This is a genomic window from Campylobacter volucris (genome assembly GCF_008011665.1).
In the GTDB taxonomy this organism is placed as follows: domain Bacteria; phylum Campylobacterota; class Campylobacteria; order Campylobacterales; family Campylobacteraceae; genus Campylobacter_D; species Campylobacter_D volucris_A.
On sequence record NZ_VOWJ01000013.1, the window covers coordinates 1 to 21,120 of the forward strand.

Genomic DNA, 21,120 nt, shown 5'->3' on the forward strand with positions numbered 1-21,120 from the left:
GTTTTTACATCTATGAGTTTAGAATCTTTGGTTTTATGATTAATAAAGTCAAAGAATGAGTTAAGGCCTGATTGGATTTTTTCTAAAGGTGATAAATAGCGTGATATGATGAAGTAGAGTAGGATGATGCTAATGATACTTGTGAAAATCACTATAATTGTTTGAATATAAGCAATGTTTAGTGCAGGGCGTTCTATAAGTTCAGAATCTTCGCTAGCACAAATAGTATATTCATCAATTTTAGTACAAATGGCAAATTTTTTCTCTTTGTTTTTGCTAGTGTAAGAAAAAAGATTATAATCTCCTGTTTGCTGATGAGATTTTCCTATAGTTAGAATGTCTGGATTTTTTTCTCCGAGTAATTTTTTATCAGTTGAAGCAAAAACATTATGTTCTCTATCAAATACAAAAGTATTGCCTGGTAGTTCGCTAAAATCTTTTTGTAAATCATCTACTAAAATATCAATTGCTAAAATACCAATTAGTTTATTGTCTTTATATAATGGCATAGCATAAGTAAAGCAAGGCAATCCTGTAGTAGCATCTATATATGCAGCAGTTATATACAATCCATTTTTTTTCAATGCTTCTATATAAAATTCTCTAGTTGTAGCATCGTAATTATCTGCTTTACCATAAATTCCATATTCTAAACCTTTGCTGTCGCTATCTGGATCGCTTACGATTAGTTCTCCATTGGTTTGTGCTATATAAACTGCTAAGAAATCTCCTGCATCTCTAAAAGACTTTAAGATTTTACCCACATTACGCATAAGTTTATCTTGAGTGTTTAATTCCTCATAAGAATATCTTGTGATAGCTTGGGCTAATTTTTCTAAAGAGCGGACATTATAGTTTTTAAAATCCCTCATAGATTTTTCAGCGGTTTTTACATAGTTTATTTCAGCTTTTACCACTTCATTGGTTATAGCGTCCTCGGTAAAGATAAAAGTAATAATACCCAATATAACAAGACATATAACGGCTATTATATTAGAAATTAATGAAATTTTTAGCTTGATGCTTTTCATTGAAAACCTTTCATAAAATTTTTATTAGACTAAAGATTATATCAAAAATAATAATATTTTTTTGAATTTAAAAATCTTTTTTTAACAAATCAAATATATTCTTACATGCATGTGAGAGGATTGAGTAAGTTTCATCAAAATTTCCACTATACCAAGGATCTGGAACTTCAGTATATGCTAAATTTGGCGTGTAGTTTGTAATTTTTTGAATTTTATGTTTATGTTGTGGAAAATTTTTAAGAACTTCTTCAAAATTAGAATTATCCATGACAAAGATATAATCATTTTCATTGCACATTTTTTGTGTTAATTTTTGACTACAAAAATTATGAGCTTTGATATTTTTACTTTTTAATAAGGCTTTGGTTTTATAATGCATGTCTTCACCATCATGATAGCCTGAAGTTCCTGCGCTAGATATACTAAAAAGATGCTCTAAATTTGCGTTTTGAACTATATCTTTCATAATAAATTCAGCCATAGGTGAGCGACAAATGTTTCCTAGACATACAAAAACAATTTTAATCATTAAATTTCCTAAAATATATATTTTTAAAATTATAACAATAGTTTTGGATAATTTAAAATTACTAAGGTATAATTTTTAATTATTGGGGAGCTTTTTGCTGAGAGGAAGTTTGGCTTCGACCCTTGAGAAGTTTGATAATGCAAACTTTGAAATTCTTGCAAAAAATTTCCTTATTTTAAATGTAAGGATAAAAAATGATACAAGCACAAACTAAAACAAAAATTCCAATTCTTACCATAGCAGGCAGTGATTGCAGTGGTGGAGCTGGATTACAAGCTGATTTAAAAACTTTTAGTGCTCATGGTTTGTTTGGAATGAGCGTAGTGTTAAGCGTGGTAGCTGAAAATACTGCTAGGGTTATTTCTTGTTTTGATATACCTAAAAAAAATATAGATGAACAAATGCTAGCAATTTATGAAGATATTGTTCCTAAAGCTGTAAAAATTGGTATGCTTGGTTCTAAAGAGATTATAAGTTGTGTAAAAGAAAATTTACTTCGTTTTGAATGTGAAAATATAGTAATTGATCCTGTGATGTTTGCTAAAAATGGCTATGCTTTAATGCCTTTGGAAAATTGTCAATTTTTTAAAGATGAAATTCTTTCATTAGCAGATGTGCTTACTCCTAATATCCCTGAGGCTGAATTTTTATGTGATTTTAAAATTTATAATGAAGAAGATATGAAAAAAGCAGCTTTAAAACTTTTTGATTATGGTGCTAAAAGTGTTTTGATAAAAGGTGGTCATAGTAAAGAAAATACTAATGATGTTTTTTATGATGGGAAAGAATTTAGCATCTTTAAAGGTGAAAAGATTGATACTAAAAATACTCATGGCACAGGATGTACGCTTAGTTCTGCTATAGCAAGTAATTTAGCTCTTGGGAAAAACAAATATCAAGCTATAGCTTTGGCTAAAGAATATGTTTATGGTGCTATTTTAAATTCTTTAGCGCTTGGCAAGGGTTGTGGCCCTACAAATCATTTTTTTAAATTTGATAGAGAATAAAATGTATATTGCAAAAATAAGACAAATAAAACCTTTAATCCATCATATGACAAATTATGTAACAGCAAATGATTGTGCAAATGCTACTATAGCTTTAGGTGCTAGCCCTATAATGACTGATTTTGACAAAGAACAAGAAGAATTTTCTAAAATTTCTAATTGTTTGGTTTTAAATACAGGCACGATTAATGAAAGAGTGGCTAAGTCAATGTATGAAAGTGTAGCTTATTATGAAAAATTAAATAAAGCTATTATTCTTGATCCTGTTGCAATGGGTGTTACTTGTGCAAGAAATGAGATTAATAGCAAATTATTATCAAATAAAATTAGCATTATTAAAGCAAATGCTTCAGAGATTGCAAGCATTATTGGTTTAGATGGTAAAGCAAAAGGAGCAGACAATACTTTTATAATCAATGATGATTTTTTACAAAAAGCTCAAGAATACACTCAAAATACTGATAGAATTTTAGTAGTAACTGGTGAGATTGATTTTATCATTTCAAAAGATAAAATTGCAAAAATTTATAATGGTTCTATCATGGCTACTAAAATTACCGGAGCAGGTTGTATGTGTGCTTCTGTGTGCGGAGTATTTGCTGGGGCGATAGAAGATAAATTTCAAGCAAGCTTATATGCTATGCTTAGTTTTAATATAGTTTGTGAGTTAGCACAAATAAATTCCAAAGGCACAGGGAGCTTTAGGATGAATTTGCTTGATGAACTAAGCAATATTAGTGATGAAGATATTAAAAACAAGGCTAAATATGAACTCATATAAAATTTATTTAGTCGCAAGTAAAGAGCAAAAAAGCGAAGATAAATTTTTAAATATCATAAAAGAAGCACTTAAGGCAGGAGTGAATATAGTCCAACTTAGAGAAAAAGAACTCAATACTTTAGAATTTTATAATTTAGCATTAAAAGTAAAAAGATTATGTGATGAGTTTAAAGTTCTATTTTTAATTAATGATAGGATTGATATCGCTTTAGCAGTGGATGCTAGTGGGGTGCATATTGGCCAAAAAGATTTACCTTTAAAAATAGCTAGACAAATTTTAGGAGATGAGAAAATAATAGGATTGACAATTAATCATAAAAGTGAGCTGGTAAATTTGCAAAAAGCTGATTATATAGGAGTTGGTGCGGTTTTTCCAACTCCTAGTAAGAAAGAATGTATAGTGCTTGGGATTGATGGCTTAAAAGAGATTGTAAATTTAAGTCCTTTGCCAGTAGTGGCAATTGGCGGTATCGATCATACAAATATTTCTTTACTTAAAGGTATTGCTATAAACGGGGTAGCAGTAATTAGAGCTATAATAGATGCTAAAGATCCAAGTAAAAGTGTATTTGAGCTAAAAAAAGCTTTTGAGAGTTTATAGGTATGGTTTATTTTATAGGAACGCAAGAATTTACAGGTGTGGAAAATATCGTTTTAAGCGAGATTAGATTTTGTGATTTTTGTGTTAATTTGTATGAATTTGATTGTTTGATTATTAGTTCTAAAAATGCTCTTAAAGCTTTAATGCAAAGTGATTTTGATATAAATTGGGATATTAATTTATATACTGTGGGGTTTAAAAGTGCAAAATTAGCCAAAGAACTTGGTTTTAAAAATGTAAAATATCCAAGCAAAGCTTATGGAGAAAATTTAGCTTATGAATTTTTAAATGAGTTTAAAAATAAGAAATGTCTATATCTAAGAGCAAAAAAAATTAGCTCTAGTTTAGATGAAATTTTGTTAAATTCTAATATAAATCTTACTCAAAAAATAGTGTATGAAAATATTCCTCTAAACTCTCAAAATATATCCTTAAATCATCCTGCTGTTTTTGTTTTTAGTGCTCCTTCTAGCGTGGATAATTTCTTAAAATTTTATGAGTTAAAAACAGAAGATAAGATCGTAGTTATAGGTGAAAAAACAGCTAAAAAGTTAAAACATTTTAAAAATTTATATATTTGCCAAGAGCAAGATTTAAATTCTTGCATTAACTTGGCTAAAAGTTTAGATTTTTAAAACTTTTGCGTAATATAAAATAAGCTATAAAAATCACACAAATTTCACTGACTATAGAAGCTGTCCATATACCATTTAAACCAAAAAAAATAAGACAACGCATAAATAAATATAAAAGGTAAAATTAAACTTTGTATGATTGAAATACTCAAAGAAAGCAAAGGTTTATCTAGTGCTGTAAAAAACGAAGCACAAAATTTACCAAACCAACTCAATAAAAAAGAAAAAGAAAAAATCAAAAGTGCATTTTGTGCTATGTGAAAAAATTCTTGATTATTGTCTTTGTTAAAAATTTTAACGATAAAATCATTGTAAAAATAAACGCATAAAAATGTAAAAATTCCAATGAAAAAAGAAGCAAAAAACATTCTTTTGAAAATATCTTGAATTCTTTTTAGGTTTTTGTGTCCATAATTATAGCTTATAGCTGGTTGCATCGCATCACACATTGCTATAACAAGTATAAAAACAAAGGTGCTTAAATAAAGTATAATAGAAAATGCTGCCAAAGCATTATTACCTGCTATTTTTAACAAGATAGCATTAGCAAGTATAGTGTAAATTGAACTTGAAATATTTGAGAAAAATTCAGAAGAACCATTATAAAGAATGCTTTTTAGTATATTAAAATTTATCAGAGGTTTTTTAAATTTTAAAATAAGATTTTTAAATATAAATGGGATAAAACCTAGTATAGTGCCCAAAAACATACCTATGCATGTTGCTAATGCAGCTGAAAAAAGTCCCCATCCAAAAACTACAATAAAAAGCCAATCTAAAATAATATTACTTAAAGCTATGATGATATTTACCATCATACTATAAAAAGTTTTTCCGCAAATTCTTAAGTAATTATCAAGTGCAAAAGAAAGCATAGTAGCTGGTGCAAAAAGTGCAAAAATTTGCATATATTGAGTGGATAAAATTTGTATATGTTCACTTGCTCCCATGAGTTTGCTTAAAGAATTTGCAAGAAAAAAGCCTAAAATTCCCATAAAACATGAAATGATAAAAATCAATAAAAGACAAAAAGAAAAAATTCTTCTTGCTTGTTCTATTTTTCCTTTTCCTAGATTGATAGAAATTTGTACAGACGATCCTATGGCTATCATATCTGCTAATGCAAAACTAATCATAATAAAAGGCATCACTAAATTCATAGCTGCTAAAGCATCTACTCCAAGATATCTACCAACAAAAATTCCATCAATAATTATATAAAGATATATAAAAGCTGCGCTAGCCATATTAGGCAATGCACATTTAAAAAATAACTTAGTGGGGTTTGATGAAGTGTAAAAATTATGTATCGACATGAAATTCCTTATTAATGTTTGTTTAATTTTTTTAAAAAACAAATAAAGCTAATAAAGACTTTCAATATCCTCTATAGTATCTTTAAAATATAGCATCAAAGTTATTACAAAAAGAGTTGCAAAAAACATATATCACCTAAATTTTAAAAATCCTATTTGTTAAAATAATGTAAGTATTATATTGTAAAATTATTTATATACAACTTAATATAAATTTTAAATGATTTTTACCGATTTTCATAAACCCACAACAAAAGGAGCAAGGATGCAAATAAATTCGTATTCTAGAGTGGCTGTGGAGTCACAAGTTAGCAATAGGAAGGCTGATTTGAATACAAAACTTGAAGATACTAATACCAAAAGTGCAAATAGCACAAAGGATATTGACAAAGAAAAACTTGATAAGCTTGCAAGTTTAGGCGGAAAAGGCATCACTGAGCTTTATACCATGAGTTTTATGCAACAAACTTTAAGTATGAGTTCAGCAAATAGCTTTTCACAAGCTAACATAGCAGGTTTAGCAAATTCAAACAATCCTTTATCTTCTGTTCTTTCTGGTATAGATTTTAAGGCAATAGGGTATGAAGGCAAGGATATTTTTAGCCTAACTAGTGATGAGGCTAAAGAACTTGTTAGTGAGGATGGATTTTTTGGTATAGCAAAAACTTCTCAAAGATTGGCTGATTTTGTTATCAATGGAGCCGGAGATGATGTAGAAAAACTCCAAAAAGGTTTAGAAGGATTAAAAACAGGATTTGAGCAAGCAGAAAAAATGTGGGGTGGCAAGCTTCCTGATATCAGCTATCAAACTATTGATAAAGCTATTGAAAAGGTAACTCAAAAGATTAACCAATTGGGTGGAAATTCTTTAGATATCAATGCATAATCCCTAGTATTCTAGGGATTAGTCAATTTTTAAAACACTTAAAAATGCTTCTTGAGGTAAATGAACCTTGCCAATGGCTTTCATTCTCTTTTTACCTTCTTTTTGTTTTTCAAGAAGTTTTCTTTTTCTTGTGATATCACCACCATAGCATTTTGCTGTTACATTTTTCCCCATGGATTTTACATTTTCTCTGGCTATGATTTTATTACCTATACTTGCTTGTATAGCTACTTCAAAAAGTTGTCTAGGGACTATTTCTTTCATAGCTTTTACCAATTCTCTTCCTTTGCTTAAAGCTTTTTCATTTGGCACTATTATACTTAGCGCATCTACATTTTCCCCAGCTACTTTGATATCAAGTTTTACCAAATCACCTATTCTAAATTCTATAGGCTCATAATCAAAACTTGCATAGCCTTTGGTTAAAGATTTTAATTTGTCATAAAAATCCATAACTATTTCATTTAAAGGTATATCATATTCAAGCAAAACACGCTCAGGAGTGATATAATCCATTTTTACTTGCATACCCCGTTTGCGATTTAAAAGAGTAATTAAATTTCCTAAAAATTCACTAGGGGTTATAATGGTAGCTTTGACATAAGGTTCTTTAATATGATCGATTTTATTTACGGGAGGTAATTCGCTTGGATTTTGAATTTTTAAGATTTCTCCATCAGTTTGATAAATTTCATAAGTAACAGTAGGAGCTGTTGCAATCAAATCAAGATTAAATTCACGCTCTAGTCTTTCTTTGATAACCTCCATATGCAAAAGTCCTAAAAAGCCAACTCTAAAACCAAATCCTAAAGCCAAAGAGGTTTCAGGTTCGTAAGTTATAGAGCTATCATTTAGTTTTAATTTATCAAGCGCATCTCTTAGATCTTCAAATTTATCAGTTTCTATAGGATATAATCCTGCAAAAACAAAAGCTTTAGCTTTTTCAAAACCTCCTATAGCCTCTTTTGCTTTATTTTTAGTTAAGGTTATGGTATCTCCAACTTGAACATCTGCGACATTTTTAAGTCCAAGAACGATTACACCAACTTCACCTGATTGCAATGATTTGGTTTTTATGGGGTTTAAAGGATGTGGGTAAAATAAATCTTGCACAATATGTCTTTTATCTGTGCTCATTATTAATACTTCTTCATTTTTGGAAATACTTCCCTTATAAACTCTAACCAAAGCTAAAGCTCCTAAATAATTATCAAACCAAGAATCATAAATTAAAGCTTTAACAGGAGCTTCATCATCGGTTTTTGGTGCTGGTATTTTTGTAATGATAGTTTCTATAAGTTCTTTAATACCAACCCCGGTTTTAGCACTCACGCAAATTGCATCTTTGCAATCTATCCCGATAATATGTTCAATTTCGTGCTTTACTTTTTCAACATCAGCTGATGATAAATCGATTTTATTTATAACAGGGATTATTTCAAGATTATTTTCTAATGCTATATAAACATTTGCTATGGTTTGTGCTTCAACTCCTTGTGAAGCATCTACTACAAGTAAGGCCCCTTCGCAGCTTGCTAAAGATCTACTAACTTCATAGGAAAAATCCACATGACCAGGAGTATCAATTAAATTTAGTATATACTCTTCATTATTATAAGTATAGTTTAGACGCACCGATTGAGCTTTAATGGTAATACCGCGTTCTTTTTCTATATCCATAGTATCCATAACTTGATTACTCATTAATCTATCGCTAATCGCACCACATTCACTAATAATTCTATCAGCTAGCGTGCTTTTTCCATGATCAATATGAGCTATGATTGAGAAATTTCTAATGTTTTTCATCAAGATTCTCTCATTTTTCTTTTAGCAAGACCAATTTGCTCATAAGCATCTATTTCTTTTTTTAAAGAGCTATATCTTTTTTTTAATTCATTATTTAAAAAAGAGATATTTTTTGGAGTTGCATTAGCATTAGCTGATATTGCACTTACAAAATCAAGCTTTCTTTTTGTGTTAGAGTCCTTAGGATTGCTTGTGAGTTTTTGTGAATTTAAAAATTGCAAAATCAGTTCTTGTATGGTTTGAGAATTTTTAGCTGAATTTGCTTTTGCAATAAAATCTTCTATACCACTGATTCTAATACTAGATTTGGTATCTTGTCGCTTTGAATTTTTATTTTTATGGTTAAAATATATTAATACTACTATGCCAAATATCAAAATAATCAACAAAATTAAAATCAAAACTATTGCAAAAATACTCATATTTACCCTTATAATTTTTTAGCATAAGATTTTTTAAAATAGCTTGCTATGCTTAAAATAAGCATAAAAATAAAGCTCCAATATACATAATTTGGAATTTTAACTGCATCTCCTGCCGCATAAGAATGCATTCCAGTTAAGAAATAATTAACTCCAAAATAAGTCATAATAATAACCCAATAAGCAAACATAGAGCAGATTGCAAAAGTATATTGATTAGACCATTTTGGAACTAAACGGATGTGTAAAATTGCTGCATAAGTTAATATACTAATTAAAGCCCAAGTTTCTTTAGAATCCCAGCTCCAATATCTTCCCCAGCTTTCATTAGCCCATATTGCTCCTAAGAAATTTCCAACAGTTAATAAGCATAGTCCCAAAATCATAGCCATTTCATTGATTCTTGTAGCTTCTGTTATATTTCTTAATATGTTTTCATTATGTTTTCCATTTGCTTTGAGCATGCAAAATAAAATTAAAACAAAAATTCCAAGCAATACACATAAGCCTAAAAATCCATAACTAGCAGTAATTACAGAAACATGTATAGTTAGCCAATATGATTGTAAAACGGGAACTAAATTGGTAATTTGCGGATCCATTTGACTAAGATGAGCCACACCTAAGGTTACACCTGCTAAAATCGAAGTTAAAGAAAGCGCAATAGGACTTTTTCTTGAAAAGAAAATTCCAGATAGTGATAAAGCCCAAGCAATATAAACCATACTTTCATAAGCATTACTCCAAGGAGCTCTACCTGCTATATACCAGCGTAATGCTAGTCCTAGTGTATGTATAAAAAATGCAATAATATTAACAACATATACAAATTTAAAAGCAAAATCTATACGAACTTTTGGCATAAGCATTTTTACAAAAACAATGACTAAAAGTAAAAATCCTGCGAATAAATACAATGGAGCTAAATTTACAAAAATTTCACTTTTATTAAAGAAAATTTCTGTATTAAGTTTTTTCAAACTCGGCATGACTTCGTGCCCATATTTATCTTGGTAATTTTTAATTTCATTTAATGCAACATTTGCATTTTGCCAATTATTATTTTTTATAGAAAATTCTACTGCGTTAAAATAATCTTCTAATAATTTTTTTACCACTAAACCTTCTTCATCTTTTAATCCCACATAAGCTTGGTAAAAAGAAATCCATTGGTTGTTGGTGCTATTTTGCAAAGGTATAAATTTGAAAATTTCACCAGAAAAAATTAGATTAAGTATATTTACTCTTTCATCAAGCTTGATAATTTCTTTATCTAATATATTTCTTCTATTTGGATTTTTTCTATTTGCACTTTCTACATATTTTTGTAGTTTATAATTTTTAGTTGTGAAAAAATCTTTAAAGCTAGCATAATCAGTAGGCTCTAGCCCTAAAATTTCACAAATTTGCTCGTTAATAATTTTATTTCTTGGCATAAAAATTATTTTTTTATCATACCAAGCAGATCCATCAAATATCATAGAAATAATAGTTGCTTCAGGGCTTTGGTTTTGATAATTAGTACTTTTGTAAATTTTTTCCAATACTTCTGTTGCTAAAGTATTAAACGGAACCATTCTTCCATCGGGTTTTTGAACGACTAAGGTAGATAATTCTTTAGCATGCTGCTCATCTACTTTAATTGGTTCTATTGCATAGATCTTTTGCGTGTTTAGTAAAAAACAGGTAAAAAATAAAACCATAGCTGTTTTTTTCAATGAATCTTGATTAATCATTTTAGCAAGAGTTCTAAATCTTGAATGAGGATTTAAAATATTTAAAAACATACCTAAAGTCAATAAAAAATATCCTATATAAGTAGGAATCTTACCAGGATCTTTATTAACCGATAATATTGTGCCTTGTTCATCTTGATCATAAGAGCTTTGATAAAATCTAAAACCTTCATAATCAAGCACATTATTCATAAAAATTTTATAATCAAATTTTTCATCTTTATTATTTACTTCAACATAGCTTGCATAAGACATCGGAGACATTGAACCAGGATAGCGTGCTAATTCAAAATCTTTTAAATACATTTCAAATGGCATTTCATATCCTTTAGGTCCCCATCTTAAGAAGAATGCTTGATTTGCTATATCTATGCGCAAAGGAGAATTGTATTCGATTAAAAATACTTCCTTGGTTTCACCTTTATAAGTGATGCTTAAATTTAAGGCATTTATAGTATTATTAGAAAGTTGGGTTGGCATATATTTTGTGCTTTGAGCAAAATCTTTAAAATTATTTAAAATAGGATTATTCCAATTTTTTGCCTCGCCAAATAAAGATATTAAAGCATTTCTTCCCAATTCAATCCAGCTTGTTTTAAACCAAGTTAAAAAACTCTCATCTTGTGCAGCATTAATTCCTTCTAAAGTTTTTATACCACTTAAAGAAGCAAATTTAACAACCAAATTTGCATTATTAAAAGAATATAATCTTTTATCTTTAGCATCTGCGGTTTTAAAAGCTTTTAAAATGCTTTCTTTACCATCACTCATAGACATAAATTTTAAATCCATGCTAGAGCTAAGATTTAAATTTTTATCTATTTTTATATAAGGTTTGCTAACTTCATCATTTAAAAAGGCTATATTTACTCCATCAATGGTTTGAATTTCTCCTGCTTGAAATGTAAATTCTTTTGCTTGATTGTTTTGAGAAATCATTAAAGATAAAAGAGCAGATGCATTAGCATCTTCTTTATAAACTTCTTTAGCATCTAAGATTAAATTTTTATAAGTAACGGTAACTTTATCTTGAGGTAAGATTAGATCAAAAGAAAAATTATTCACAAATGGTAAAATAGAAATGTATTCAGATTTTGAAGCACTATAAACTTTATCATCCATTAAAGTGGCAATATAAATATAACTTTTTGATGTTTCTATGATATTGTTTTTTTCATTTTCTCTAATGTGTAAATTTCCTTCAAAACCCGCATATCTAGTAAGTGCAGAACCAAACAATATCAATAAAAAAGAGATGTGAAAAATAAAAAGAGGTATTTTTTTCTTATTTAACATCTTGTATTTGAAAATGGCTGCTAAAAGATTAAGTCCTAATAGAAGTTGTATAAAGCCAAACCAAGATGTCCCATAAATCATAGCCCAAGCTGTTGGTGTGCCGTATACACTTTCTATAAAAGTAGCTAAAGCGCAAAATAGGGCAAAAAGTAAAAATAAAAATATTGAGATTTTAATATTACCAAAAGTTAGAAGTTGATTTTTCAAATTTAAGCTCCTAGATATTTTTTCCTTATCTCATCATTTCCAATAAGATCTTTAGCAGGCGCATGCATAGCGATTTTACCATTTTCTAAAACATAAGCATAATCGCTAATTTTAAGTGCAGAAAATGCATTTTGTTCTACAAGTAAAATTGTAATACCTTCTTCTTTAAGTTTAACTATGATGTCAAATACTTCTCCAACTATTTTTGGAGCAAGGCCCAAAGAAGGTTCATCGAGCATTAAAAGTTTTGGTTCGCTCATAAGAGCCCTTGAAATAGCAAGCATTTGAGCCTCGCCACCGCTTAAGGTTCCTGCAAGAGCATTTTTTTTATCTTTTAATCTTGGAAAAAGTTTATACATTTGATTTTTTAAATGTTCATAATTTTCAGCATTATTAAATGCACCTATTTTTAAATTTTCTTCAATAGTTAAATTTATAAACACTCTTCTACCTTCAGGAACCAAAGCTATGCCTTTTTGAACCAAAGTATGAGGTAAATGTCTTTGAGTGTCATAACCTAAAAAATTTACTTCACCTGTTTTTTTAACACAATTTAACATTGCATTTAAAGTTGAAGTTTTTCCAGCACCATTAGAGCCTATTAAGCTTACAATGCTTCCAGTATTAATAGTAAAATCAATACCCTTAACAGCTTCAATTAAGCCATAATAAACATGCAGATCTTTAACAACTAGCATTAAAATCTCCTAAATAAGCATTAATAACTTCAGGATTTAACACAGCATCTGTTGGTTTTCCTTCAAATATAGTCTTGCCATAATCAAGCACCATAACTTTATCACAAAGTTTATTTACAAATTTCATATCATGTTCTATTAATAAAACACTTATTTTTTTATGATCTCTAATGTCAAAAATTAATTGTGCAAGATCATCGCTTTCTGTAGAATTCATACCCGCAGCAGGCTCATCAAGCAATAATAATTTTGGATTGGTTGCTAGAGCTCTTGCAATTTCAACTTTTCTTTGTTGTCCATAGCTTAAACTAGTAGCATTTTCATCTGCCAAATCAGCTATATTTAGTTGTTCTAGTATTTCATAGGCGGATTCTTTGGCTATTTTTTCTTGATTTTTAAATCTTCCTAAATGTAAAAATGCTTCCAAAATTCCATATTTGATACTTTGATCAAATCCAATTAAAACATTTTCTAAAACACTCATACTTGAGAAAAGTCTTATATTTTGAAAGGTTCTTGCTATACCCAAATGTACGATTTTATGAGGTTTTAAATGATCGATCTTTTTATCTAGAAAAAAAACTTCACCGCTGCTTGGTTTATAATTGCCAGTGATGATGTTAAAAAGGGTAGTTTTTCCTGCTCCATTTGGACCTATAAGACCAAAAATTTCACCTTCTTTAATGGAAAATGAAGTATCTACTATAGCTGCAACTCCACCAAAATTTTTATGAATATTTTTAAGTTCTAAAATCATTTTTTATTCCTTTTAGAAAACTTAAATAGAAAATGAGTAAGTTCTTTATCGCCCATAATACCTTTTCTTGCAAAAAGCATGACTAAAATTAATATTATAGAAAAAATGACCATTCTAAGACCTGGCATAGCAGGTGTTTCATAGCCAAAAATATTCATACTTTCATCTAAAAATCTTAAATATTCACTGCCACCAATGACTAAAATAGTTCCTATAATAGCTCCTGTTGTAGAACCTAAGCCTCCTAAGACTATAATGATTAGAAGTTGAAAAGTAAATAAAAAGTCAAATTGTTCTGGAGAAACAGAAGCTAAAGCGCAAGCTAATAAAGCTCCGCCAACGCCCTCTAAAAAGGCTGAAGTGCTAAATGCTAAAGTTTTGATTTTAAAGGTATTAATACCCATAGCTAAAGCTGCATCTTCATCATCTCTAACAGCTTTCATCGCTCTACCAAATTTAGAACTTACTATATTTAAAATAATAACAACAGCAAAGATGGCTATCCCGCCACTCCAATACAAAGTAGTATGTTTTGGTATATCATTTAAACCTAAAGATCCATTGGTAATGGAGGCAAAATTTATAGCCATAAGTTTAATAATAATCCCAAATCCTAAAGTGACAATAGCTAGGTAATCTCCTCTAACTCTAAATACAGCAAAAGCTAAGATCAAAGATAAAAGCATCGCGCAAAAACCAGCTGCTAATAAAGCTATGATAAAACTTGGAGAATGAATCATTAAAATAAAACTGCTTGGATCTTCTAATGAAAATTGATCTAATTTGCTTTCGCTAGTTAGTAAAACTAAAGCAGCTACATAAGCACCTATTGCAACAAAACCATTTGGTTCTAATGAAAATTGACCTGTAACCCCATTGATGAGATTGTAGCTCACTGCTAAAATAATGAAAATTGCGATATTACTTAAAATTCCTAGTTTGTAATCATTTAAAAAATAAGGAGATATAAAAATAATAGCAATAGCAATAAAGAAAAATGTCAAATGAGTAATTTTTCTACAAACCATAGTTAAAACCTGCTTTTTTCAAAATTTATACCTAAAATTCCAGTAGGTTTAAATAATAAAATTAATACTAAAAATATAAATGCAAAAGCATCTTTAAAGCCTGAAAGATCAGGAAAAAGAGCAACAACAACAACTTCAGTAAATCCTATAATCAATCCACCCAAAACAGCTCCAGCAACAGATCCAATACCACCTAAAACAGCGGCACCAAAGGCTTTTAAGCCTATCAAGGTGCCCATGCTAGGTTCTACTGAAGGATAGCTTACTGCCCAAAAAATTCCACCTATAGCAGCCAAGGCTGATCCTAATGCAAATACTATAGCTATAATACGATTTGCATCAATTCCCATTAAATTTACTGTATGAATATCAAATGCTAATGCTCTAATAGCTATACCATATTTACTTTTATAAAGAATATACAAAACAACAAGTAAAATAAAAAAAGTCAAAATAGGCACTAAAATACTATTTGCACCCATGCTTATATCATTAATATTAATTACTGTTTCTAAATAACTTGGAACTGGAAAGTATCTTGGGGTAGAGCCAAATACTACATTAAAAACATTTTGTATTAAAAAACTAATACCGATAGCGGTAATTAACAAAGAAATTCTAGGTGCTTTTCTAAGTGGTTTATAGGCAACCTTATCTATAGCTATACCTACAGCAGCCGCAAATAACATAGCTAAAGATAAAGCTCCCAAAAAAGGAATATTCATGCTAGTTACACAAAAAAGAGCTGAGTAAGCTCCAACCATCATGATATCACCATGTGCAAAATTGATTAATCTTAAAACGCCATAAACCATAGTATAACCTATGGCTATAAGTGCATACATACTACCTAAACTAAAACCATTTATAATTTGCTGTAAAATTAAAGAATTATCCATTGAACCTCTTAAGGAAGAATTGTATCTTTGTAAACTTGCTTTTGATTTTCTATTGACTTAATTACAATAGATCGAGTTGCATTGCCACTTTTATCTATACTTATAACTCCGCTTACACCTTGAAAATTTAAAGTAGAATGTATATTATCATTAATGCATTCTGCGTTAAGATTATTGACACATTTTTGCATCGCTTCGTATATGACAAAATAGGCGTCAGCTCCCATTGCACTAAAATTTGGAACTTCTTTATTTTTCTTTTCTTTTTCATATGCTTGTATGAATTCGTTAGATAAATTAGTTGGAGGATTATTATAATCAAAACTATCAGTGAAAATATATCCTTCAGCAGCATCTTGAGCTAAGTTGATAAAAGTTTCATCTGCAACTCCATCTGCTGAACCCATAGGGATATTTACACCCATAGTTTTTGCTTGTCTTGCAAATAAAGATGCTTCGGTATAATAAACTGGAAGATATATAAAATCAGGATTTAAATTTTTAACTTGAGAGATAATTGCTTTAAAATCTTTATCTCCAGCTGTAATTCTAAATTTATCTAAAATTTTTCCACCTTGTTTATTAAATTCTTTTTCAAAAGCTCTAGTTAAACCTAAAGAATAATCTGTTGTTTGATCGGTAATTATAACCGCTTTGTTGTATTGGAGCTTATTTTTAATATAATTTGCTAAAGACGAACCTTGAAAACTATCCATAAAACAAACTCTACTTGCATAAAGTTTTTTGTTTAAAATTTTATCTGCAGTTGCAGCGGGAGCTACAACGGGAATCTTTTTTTCTTCACCAATTCTTATAACTTGTAAAGTATTAGCCGTGATCATTTCTCCAATTAAAGCTTGAACTTTATTTTGTGAAACTAATCTCGTGCTAGCATTAGCACTTTCGATTTTATCACCTTTTGTATCAACTACTACAAGATTAATTTTATCGCCATTGCTAAGAGTATTTTTCATAGAATTTGCAATTTTTATACCATCTAAAGCACTTTGTCCATATGCGGCGGTTGCTCCTGTTAAAGGAAGAACTACGCCAATGTTAATCTCTTTTGCTTGTATAATACTTGCTACGGCTATAATAGATAATATAGCAATATTAATTTTTTTCATAATTTTTCCCTTTTAAGGATTAATAATAGTTTTATATACTTGCTTTTGTTCTTGTATTTCTTTAATAACTACAGAACGACTAGCATTGCCATTTTTATCTATACTTATAACTCCACCAACACCTTCAAAATTTAGTGTAGAATGAATTTTATTATTAATACATTCTGGAGTGAGATTGTTTTGACATTCATTCATTGCATTTGTCATCACATAGTATGCATCAGCTCCCATAGCTGAAAACGCTGGAAGTTCTTTTGTATTATGGTTTTTCTCATAAGTTTGTATAAAATCTTTAGATAGTTTTGTCGGAGGATTATTGTAATCAAAACTATCAGTAAAAACTACTCCATTTACAGCATCTCCGCCAAGTTCGATGAATGTTTTATTATTTACTCCATCTCCTGCGCTTAAGAGTTTATCAAAACCTACTGCTTTTGCTTGTCTAGCAATTAATGCTGCTTCTGGATGGTAAATTGGCATATAAACAAAATCAGGATTTATATTTTTTAATTGAGAAACTATAGCTTTAAAATCTTTATCCCCTGAAGAGATGGTAAGTTTTTTAAGCACTTTACCACCATTTTGTTTAAATTCTTTTTCAAAGGCTCTTGCAAGACCTAAAGAATAAACATTGCTTTGATCAATTATAATCACAACACTTTTTAAATTTAGAGTTTGATAAGCATAGTTTGCAAATTTATCACCCTGAAAACTATCCATAAAACAAACTCTACTTGCATAAGTTTTTTTATCTAAAAGTTTATCACCTGAAGCTACAGGTGCAATGACTGGAATTTTTCTTTCTTCAGCTATAGATATTACTTGCATGGTGTTTGGAGTAACTGCTTCTCCGATTAAGCCTAAAACCTTATCTTGAGATATAAGCCTAGTTGCCGCATTAGCACTTTCGATTTTATCGCCTTTTGTATCAATAGCTATGATTTTTACACTATCACCATTTTTTAAATTTGGATTAAGGGTATTTGCAAGTTTAACACCTTCATATACATCATGTCCATAAGCAGCCAAAGGACCAGTTAGTGGTAAAATAACACCTATTTTTACTTCTGCTGCATAAATTGCGCCTGTACAAAATAGACTAGCTAGTATAAGTTTCTTTTTCATGAATACTCCTTAAATTATTTTAAAAATGTTCCGTGTTTGGTTTTGGATTTTGGTTCTTCTTCTAGTAAATCTTCTTGGTTTAATTCTATAGAAAAATTTTGACCTTTTAAATAGGCAATGATATGGTTTATGTCATCATCACTTAATTTTCTTGCATAAATTCCCATTTGGATGCTATCTACATTTGAATTTTGGTAATAACCATTTGCATAATCTTTTAATAAGCCTTTAATTTGCGCAGGAGTTAAATCTTTTATAGCTCTTTTGCCAAACTCATTTTTTTCTCCATTGTCACCATGGCAAACATTACATTTATTTTCAAAGTATATTTTTTTAGCTTTTTGCATGTTATAACTAACATTATCATTAAATGTATATGTTAATAAAGATTTTACATTAAAAGCTATCAAGGAACTAGTTAGTGCAAAGATAAATAAAGCCAATCGCAACATAAAATATACCTTACTTTGATTATAAAATAAACTTTAATTATATCTAAAAAAAATAAACACTAACTTTATAGATACAAATATTTTAAAATAATGTTATGTCAAAAGTTAATTTTTAGCATTTTAATTTTTTGATAATACTATCAAGTTTTTTACTATCACCACCTTTTAAATCTTCCAAAGCTTCTATAGCTGGAGCAAAATCTTCCATTTCATCTAGGTAATTTTCTAAAGCATCTCTTAAAATTTGAGCTTTTTTCTTTTTTGAAATGTTAGCTGTTTTATCTAAGCGATCAAATAAATTTTGAGATAATGAAAAAGTACAGCGTTTATTCATGTTGCAACCTTTATTTTGATTTTATGTATTCTTGACAAATTTTGCACTTATAATTTGCATTTGTAGTTTGAATTTTTTGATGAATTTCATAAGATACTTTATGAATTTTATCTTTACACAAACAAATATACTCATAAGTGTTTTGCGTATTTACATTGTGTTTAGGGTGTGATTTTTTTAAGTGTTCTTGATGCCATTGTTCTATTTTCATATCCTCTTTTAAAATATGTTCAAGTAACCATTTTGACGCAATAATATTTAATTTTTCTTTTAAATCATTTGTGCTTTTTATGTTTTGAATGAGCTCAATCATTGATTGTATAATGCTTTTGTGAATTCTTTGATGATTTGCAAGATCAGGATATCCAATCTTTGCCATATATTTTTCTTCATCAGAAAAGTGTTCTTTCATATAGTTAAAAAAATCGGCTAGTAAAAATTTAACTTGACCTTTGTGTATAGGTTTGTCTGAAATCATTTCGGCATTTGCGGCAAGTTCAAAGAGTTTTTTATGCTGTTCATCTATTGCTTTGTTGTGTATGCTATATTTATCACACCATTTAGGTAGCATATTAATCCCTTATTTATTTTAAATTATATTTTAATTATAAATATAATTATAATTATAATTATATCATAAATCTCTATGTAAATATTTCTTCTTCTTTAGAAAATGTAAGATTACCTGTACATTCTTTACATTTAAAATTAGCTTTAGTATATTGAATTTTTAAATGAATATCATAAGAAACTTTGTGTTTCTTTCCTTCACAAGCACAATGATATACGAAAAAATTAGTTTTATTTTCTTCTTTGATGTTGTTAGAATTTTTATTGTTGTTTTGAGTGCTTTTATACCAATGTTCTATCATGATATCATGTTGAATAATATGTTCAATTAGCCATGAGCTTACAATAGTGTTTAATTTTTCTTTTAAATCATTAGTGGTTTTTACTTCTTTGATGAGTTTTACCATGGTATTTGTGATTTTTTTATGCATTAGTTTGTGTTGTTCGATATATGGATAATTAATTTGTTGCATATAATTTTCTTCTTCATCAAAATGAAATTTTATATAATGAAAAAAATCAGCAATGATTTTTTTAAGTTCGATTTGATAAATAGCTCTATCAGACATTTCTTCAACTTTTGCTGCTAATTTAAAAAGCTTTTGGTGTTGAGCATCTAAAATTTCATTATTTACGCTATATTTTTGATCCCATTCTGGCAACATAATCATCCTAAATCATTAAATACAACTTAAATTATTCTATAAACAATAGGCTTTAATTTTTATAAATTCATTTTAATTCGTATAAACAAGATGGTTTTTTTAATAATGCTAATATCAAAAAAGCTAAAAATTGCGTAAAAATTTTTTATTATTATAAGATGATATTGTTTAATTAAATTTATTGTCAGTAAATTTTTAAAATATAAGCTATTATCTTTACCTTTAAAAGAATTAAAACTTTTTATCTTTGCTTGCAAAAATAAAGGAAAATTTATAGAGACTGCTTGTATTTTTGAAGAAATTTAGGATTATAATCAAAAGTTAAGTGAGTTTGGTTTAAGAGTTTATACTAAAATTTTTTAGGCAAAGATAGTATTATTAACCAAAAAGGTATGAGATTCCTGTATTGCAAGAAACTAAAAAATTGCCTTGATAATTGATTTTTTTATACCTTATTAATATAGGTAGTAAATTGACATTTTGTTTTGGATTTGGTATATAAAATAAGGTAAGGATACTGTCTTATTGTAATATAAATAAAAAATTTTGATCTTATAAATATCAGTATTCCAGCTATTACTCAACTTTTTAATTGTCAAATTTGCTATTTTGGATAAGATAAAAGCGTATTTTTAAAATTTGGATTTTCTTGTATAAACTTTACTTTTTAAATTAGATAATGTCGATATTTATGATAAGAAATTGATTTATATTGCTAATGCAAGATTAAATAAGATTTTGTTGAGAAATTTAAATTTAGATATTTTAGGTGATGTTAATCATTTTGAGAGTTTTGACACAATGAGGTGATATTTCACTCTATTAGGTTTAAAGTTATTTTTACGATGATTTTTTCTTTAGTTTATATTGGGTATTATATGGTATTTTATTTTAAAATTTACTCTAAAACCTCTAAAAATTAAGGTAAATTTTTAAATAATTTTATTAAAGATTACTACTTGCGAGATTAATACTTCAATTAGTGTGATTTTATGAGTGTATAAAGTTCGAAAAAATAAGATTTTACTTTTTTAAATTTTTATCAAGCTTGTTCTTCTAATAAAGAACAGATTTTTAAAACCTTTAATTATTAAAAAGGATAGAATATTTAAAATATTTTTAGAGCAAAAATATTACTTTAAAGCTTGATTTGCGATATGAAGGTTAAATTTTAATCAATAAAGAGTAATTTTTTAATAATGTTTGATA

General features: G+C 28.5%; 20 protein-coding genes and 1 pseudogene. 5 read left to right on the forward strand and 16 right to left on the reverse strand.

The window, feature by feature from the left end; all coding sequences use genetic code 11:
• Together FPD38_RS00780 and FPD38_RS00785 are read right to left on the reverse strand one after the other, a co-directional pair.
• Positions 1–1,031: PDC sensor domain-containing protein (locus tag FPD38_RS00780; protein WP_187153069.1), on the reverse strand; the 1,031-nt coding region annotated here is incomplete at its 3' end.
• Between the two features lie 67 nt (positions 1,032–1,098).
• Positions 1,099–1,560 carry a low molecular weight protein-tyrosine-phosphatase gene (locus FPD38_RS00785; RefSeq protein ID WP_147554906.1) on the reverse strand — a complete coding sequence of 154 codons (462 nt, stop codon included), beginning with the start codon at positions 1,558–1,560 and terminating at the stop codon, positions 1,099–1,101.
• Between the two features lie 194 nt (positions 1,561–1,754).
• On the opposite strand from FPD38_RS00785, the gene thiD reads away from it, so the two are divergent.
• Genes thiD through FPD38_RS00805 form a run of 4 tightly spaced genes read left to right on the forward strand, consistent with a single transcriptional unit; the run spans position 1,755 to position 4,584 of the window.
• Positions 1,755–2,567: a bifunctional hydroxymethylpyrimidine kinase/phosphomethylpyrimidine kinase gene (thiD, locus tag FPD38_RS00790; protein ID WP_147554907.1), complete on the forward strand. Its 813-nt coding sequence runs from the start codon at positions 1,755–1,757 to the stop codon at positions 2,565–2,567.
• A 1-nt stretch (position 2,568) separates the two neighbouring features.
• A complete protein-coding gene (gene thiM, locus FPD38_RS00795; RefSeq protein ID WP_147554908.1) occupies positions 2,569–3,348 on the forward strand; it encodes a hydroxyethylthiazole kinase in 780 nt (259 codons plus the stop codon).
• Positions 3,335–3,949 (forward strand): thiamine phosphate synthase, encoded by a 615-nt coding sequence (gene thiE / locus FPD38_RS00800; protein ID WP_147554909.1) that lies wholly within the window; start codon positions 3,335–3,337, stop codon positions 3,947–3,949. Before thiM ends, thiE begins: the two co-directional genes overlap by 14 nt.
• 2 nt (positions 3,950–3,951) lie before the next feature.
• A complete protein-coding gene (locus tag FPD38_RS00805) occupies positions 3,952–4,584 on the forward strand; it encodes a uroporphyrinogen-III synthase (RefSeq protein WP_147554910.1) in 633 nt (210 codons plus the stop codon).
• Here the strand turns inward: FPD38_RS00805 and FPD38_RS00810 are convergent.
• A pseudogene (locus FPD38_RS00810) lies at positions 4,565–5,900 on the reverse strand (MATE family efflux transporter). The gene FPD38_RS00805 and the pseudogene FPD38_RS00810 sit on opposite strands and share 20 nt — an antisense overlap.
• Positions 5,901–6,165: 265 nt before the next feature.
• Here FPD38_RS00810 and FPD38_RS00815 point away from each other — a divergent pair.
• A complete protein-coding gene (locus FPD38_RS00815; RefSeq protein ID WP_147554911.1) occupies positions 6,166–6,786 on the forward strand; it encodes a hypothetical protein in 621 nt (206 codons plus the stop codon).
• A gap of 18 nt (positions 6,787–6,804) precedes the next feature.
• Here the strand turns inward: FPD38_RS00815 and lepA are convergent, their stop codons facing one another.
• The 13 genes from lepA to FPD38_RS00880 form a co-directional block, all read right to left on the reverse strand.
• Positions 6,805–8,601, reverse strand: a complete 1,797-nt coding sequence (lepA, locus tag FPD38_RS00820; RefSeq protein WP_147554912.1) for a translation elongation factor 4 — start codon at positions 8,599–8,601, stop codon at positions 6,805–6,807.
• Positions 8,595–9,017, reverse strand: coding sequence for a hypothetical protein (locus FPD38_RS00825; protein WP_147554913.1), 423 nt, complete (start codon positions 9,015–9,017; stop codon positions 8,595–8,597). The genes lepA and FPD38_RS00825 overlap by 7 nt, the downstream gene beginning before the upstream one ends.
• 8 nt (positions 9,018–9,025) lie before the next feature.
• A complete protein-coding gene (ccsB, locus tag FPD38_RS00830) occupies positions 9,026–12,256 on the reverse strand; it encodes a c-type cytochrome biogenesis protein CcsB (protein WP_147554914.1) in 3,231 nt (1,076 codons plus the stop codon).
• A 2-nt stretch (positions 12,257–12,258) separates the two neighbouring features.
• On the reverse strand, positions 12,259–12,954 hold the full coding sequence (locus tag FPD38_RS00835; protein WP_039665817.1) for a high-affinity branched-chain amino acid transporter, ATP-binding protein: 696 nt from the start codon (positions 12,952–12,954) through the stop codon (positions 12,259–12,261).
• Positions 12,941–13,711 carry an ABC transporter ATP-binding protein gene (locus tag FPD38_RS00840; RefSeq protein WP_147554915.1) on the reverse strand — a complete coding sequence of 257 codons (771 nt, stop codon included), beginning with the start codon at positions 13,709–13,711 and terminating at the stop codon, positions 12,941–12,943. Before FPD38_RS00840 ends, FPD38_RS00835 begins: the two co-directional genes overlap by 14 nt.
• Positions 13,708–14,739, reverse strand: coding sequence for a branched-chain amino acid ABC transporter permease (locus FPD38_RS00845; protein ID WP_039665815.1), 1,032 nt, complete (start codon positions 14,737–14,739; stop codon positions 13,708–13,710). The genes FPD38_RS00840 and FPD38_RS00845 overlap by 4 nt, the downstream gene beginning before the upstream one ends.
• Positions 14,740–14,741: 2 nt before the next feature.
• Positions 14,742–15,638, reverse strand: coding sequence for a branched-chain amino acid ABC transporter permease (locus tag FPD38_RS00850; protein WP_147554916.1), 897 nt, complete (start codon positions 15,636–15,638; stop codon positions 14,742–14,744).
• A gap of 8 nt (positions 15,639–15,646) precedes the next feature.
• Positions 15,647–16,765, reverse strand: coding sequence for an ABC transporter substrate-binding protein (locus FPD38_RS00855; protein ID WP_147554917.1), 1,119 nt, complete (start codon positions 16,763–16,765; stop codon positions 15,647–15,649).
• Positions 16,766–16,777: 12 nt separating this feature from the next.
• Positions 16,778–17,890 carry an ABC transporter substrate-binding protein gene (locus FPD38_RS00860; protein ID WP_147554918.1) on the reverse strand — a complete coding sequence of 371 codons (1,113 nt, stop codon included), beginning with the start codon at positions 17,888–17,890 and terminating at the stop codon, positions 16,778–16,780.
• A 14-nt stretch (positions 17,891–17,904) separates the two neighbouring features.
• A complete protein-coding gene (locus FPD38_RS00865; RefSeq protein ID WP_147554919.1) occupies positions 17,905–18,342 on the reverse strand; it encodes a c-type cytochrome in 438 nt (145 codons plus the stop codon).
• 112 nt (positions 18,343–18,454) lie between these two features.
• Positions 18,455–18,676, reverse strand: a complete 222-nt coding sequence (locus tag FPD38_RS00870; RefSeq protein WP_147554920.1) for a YlcI/YnfO family protein — start codon at positions 18,674–18,676, stop codon at positions 18,455–18,457.
• A 10-nt stretch (positions 18,677–18,686) separates the two neighbouring features.
• Positions 18,687–19,247, reverse strand: coding sequence for a bacteriohemerythrin (locus FPD38_RS00875; RefSeq protein ID WP_147554921.1), 561 nt, complete (start codon positions 19,245–19,247; stop codon positions 18,687–18,689).
• A gap of 73 nt (positions 19,248–19,320) precedes the next feature.
• Positions 19,321–19,911 (reverse strand): bacteriohemerythrin, encoded by a 591-nt coding sequence (locus FPD38_RS00880; RefSeq protein WP_187153070.1) that lies wholly within the window; start codon positions 19,909–19,911, stop codon positions 19,321–19,323.
• Between the last annotated feature and the right edge of the window lie 1,209 nt (positions 19,912–21,120).

Excerpts from the sequence above, each read along its gene's own strand:
- FPD38_RS00785 (WP_147554906.1), bottom strand. The coding sequence starts at position 1,560 with ATGATTAAAATTGTTTTTGTATGTCTAGGAAACATTTGTCGCTCACCT.
- thiD (WP_147554907.1), top strand. The coding sequence starts at position 1,755 with ATGATACAAGCACAAACTAAAACAAAAATTCCAATTCTTACCATAGCA.
- thiM (WP_147554908.1), top strand. The coding sequence starts at position 2,569 with ATGTATATTGCAAAAATAAGACAAATAAAACCTTTAATCCATCATATG.
- thiE (WP_147554909.1), top strand. The coding sequence starts at position 3,335 with ATGAACTCATATAAAATTTATTTAGTCGCAAGTAAAGAGCAAAAAAGC.
- FPD38_RS00805 (WP_147554910.1), top strand. The coding sequence starts at position 3,952 with ATGGTTTATTTTATAGGAACGCAAGAATTTACAGGTGTGGAAAATATC.
- FPD38_RS00815 (WP_147554911.1), top strand. The coding sequence starts at position 6,166 with ATGCAAATAAATTCGTATTCTAGAGTGGCTGTGGAGTCACAAGTTAGC.
- FPD38_RS00825 (WP_147554913.1), bottom strand. The coding sequence starts at position 9,017 with ATGAGTATTTTTGCAATAGTTTTGATTTTAATTTTGTTGATTATTTTG.
- FPD38_RS00835 (WP_039665817.1), bottom strand. The coding sequence starts at position 12,954 with ATGCTAGTTGTTAAAGATCTGCATGTTTATTATGGCTTAATTGAAGCT.
- FPD38_RS00840 (WP_147554915.1), bottom strand. The coding sequence starts at position 13,711 with ATGATTTTAGAACTTAAAAATATTCATAAAAATTTTGGTGGAGTTGCA.
- FPD38_RS00845 (WP_039665815.1), bottom strand. The coding sequence starts at position 14,739 with ATGGTTTGTAGAAAAATTACTCATTTGACATTTTTCTTTATTGCTATT.
- FPD38_RS00850 (WP_147554916.1), bottom strand. The coding sequence starts at position 15,638 with ATGGATAATTCTTTAATTTTACAGCAAATTATAAATGGTTTTAGTTTA.
- FPD38_RS00855 (WP_147554917.1), bottom strand. The coding sequence starts at position 16,765 with ATGAAAAAAATTAATATTGCTATATTATCTATTATAGCCGTAGCAAGT.
- FPD38_RS00860 (WP_147554918.1), bottom strand. The coding sequence starts at position 17,890 with ATGAAAAAGAAACTTATACTAGCTAGTCTATTTTGTACAGGCGCAATT.
- FPD38_RS00865 (WP_147554919.1), bottom strand. The coding sequence starts at position 18,342 with ATGTTGCGATTGGCTTTATTTATCTTTGCACTAACTAGTTCCTTGATA.
- FPD38_RS00870 (WP_147554920.1), bottom strand. The coding sequence starts at position 18,676 with ATGAATAAACGCTGTACTTTTTCATTATCTCAAAATTTATTTGATCGC.
- FPD38_RS00875 (WP_147554921.1), bottom strand. The coding sequence starts at position 19,247 with ATGCTACCTAAATGGTGTGATAAATATAGCATACACAACAAAGCAATA.
- FPD38_RS00880 (WP_187153070.1), bottom strand. The coding sequence starts at position 19,911 with ATGTTGCCAGAATGGGATCAAAAATATAGCGTAAATAATGAAATTTTA.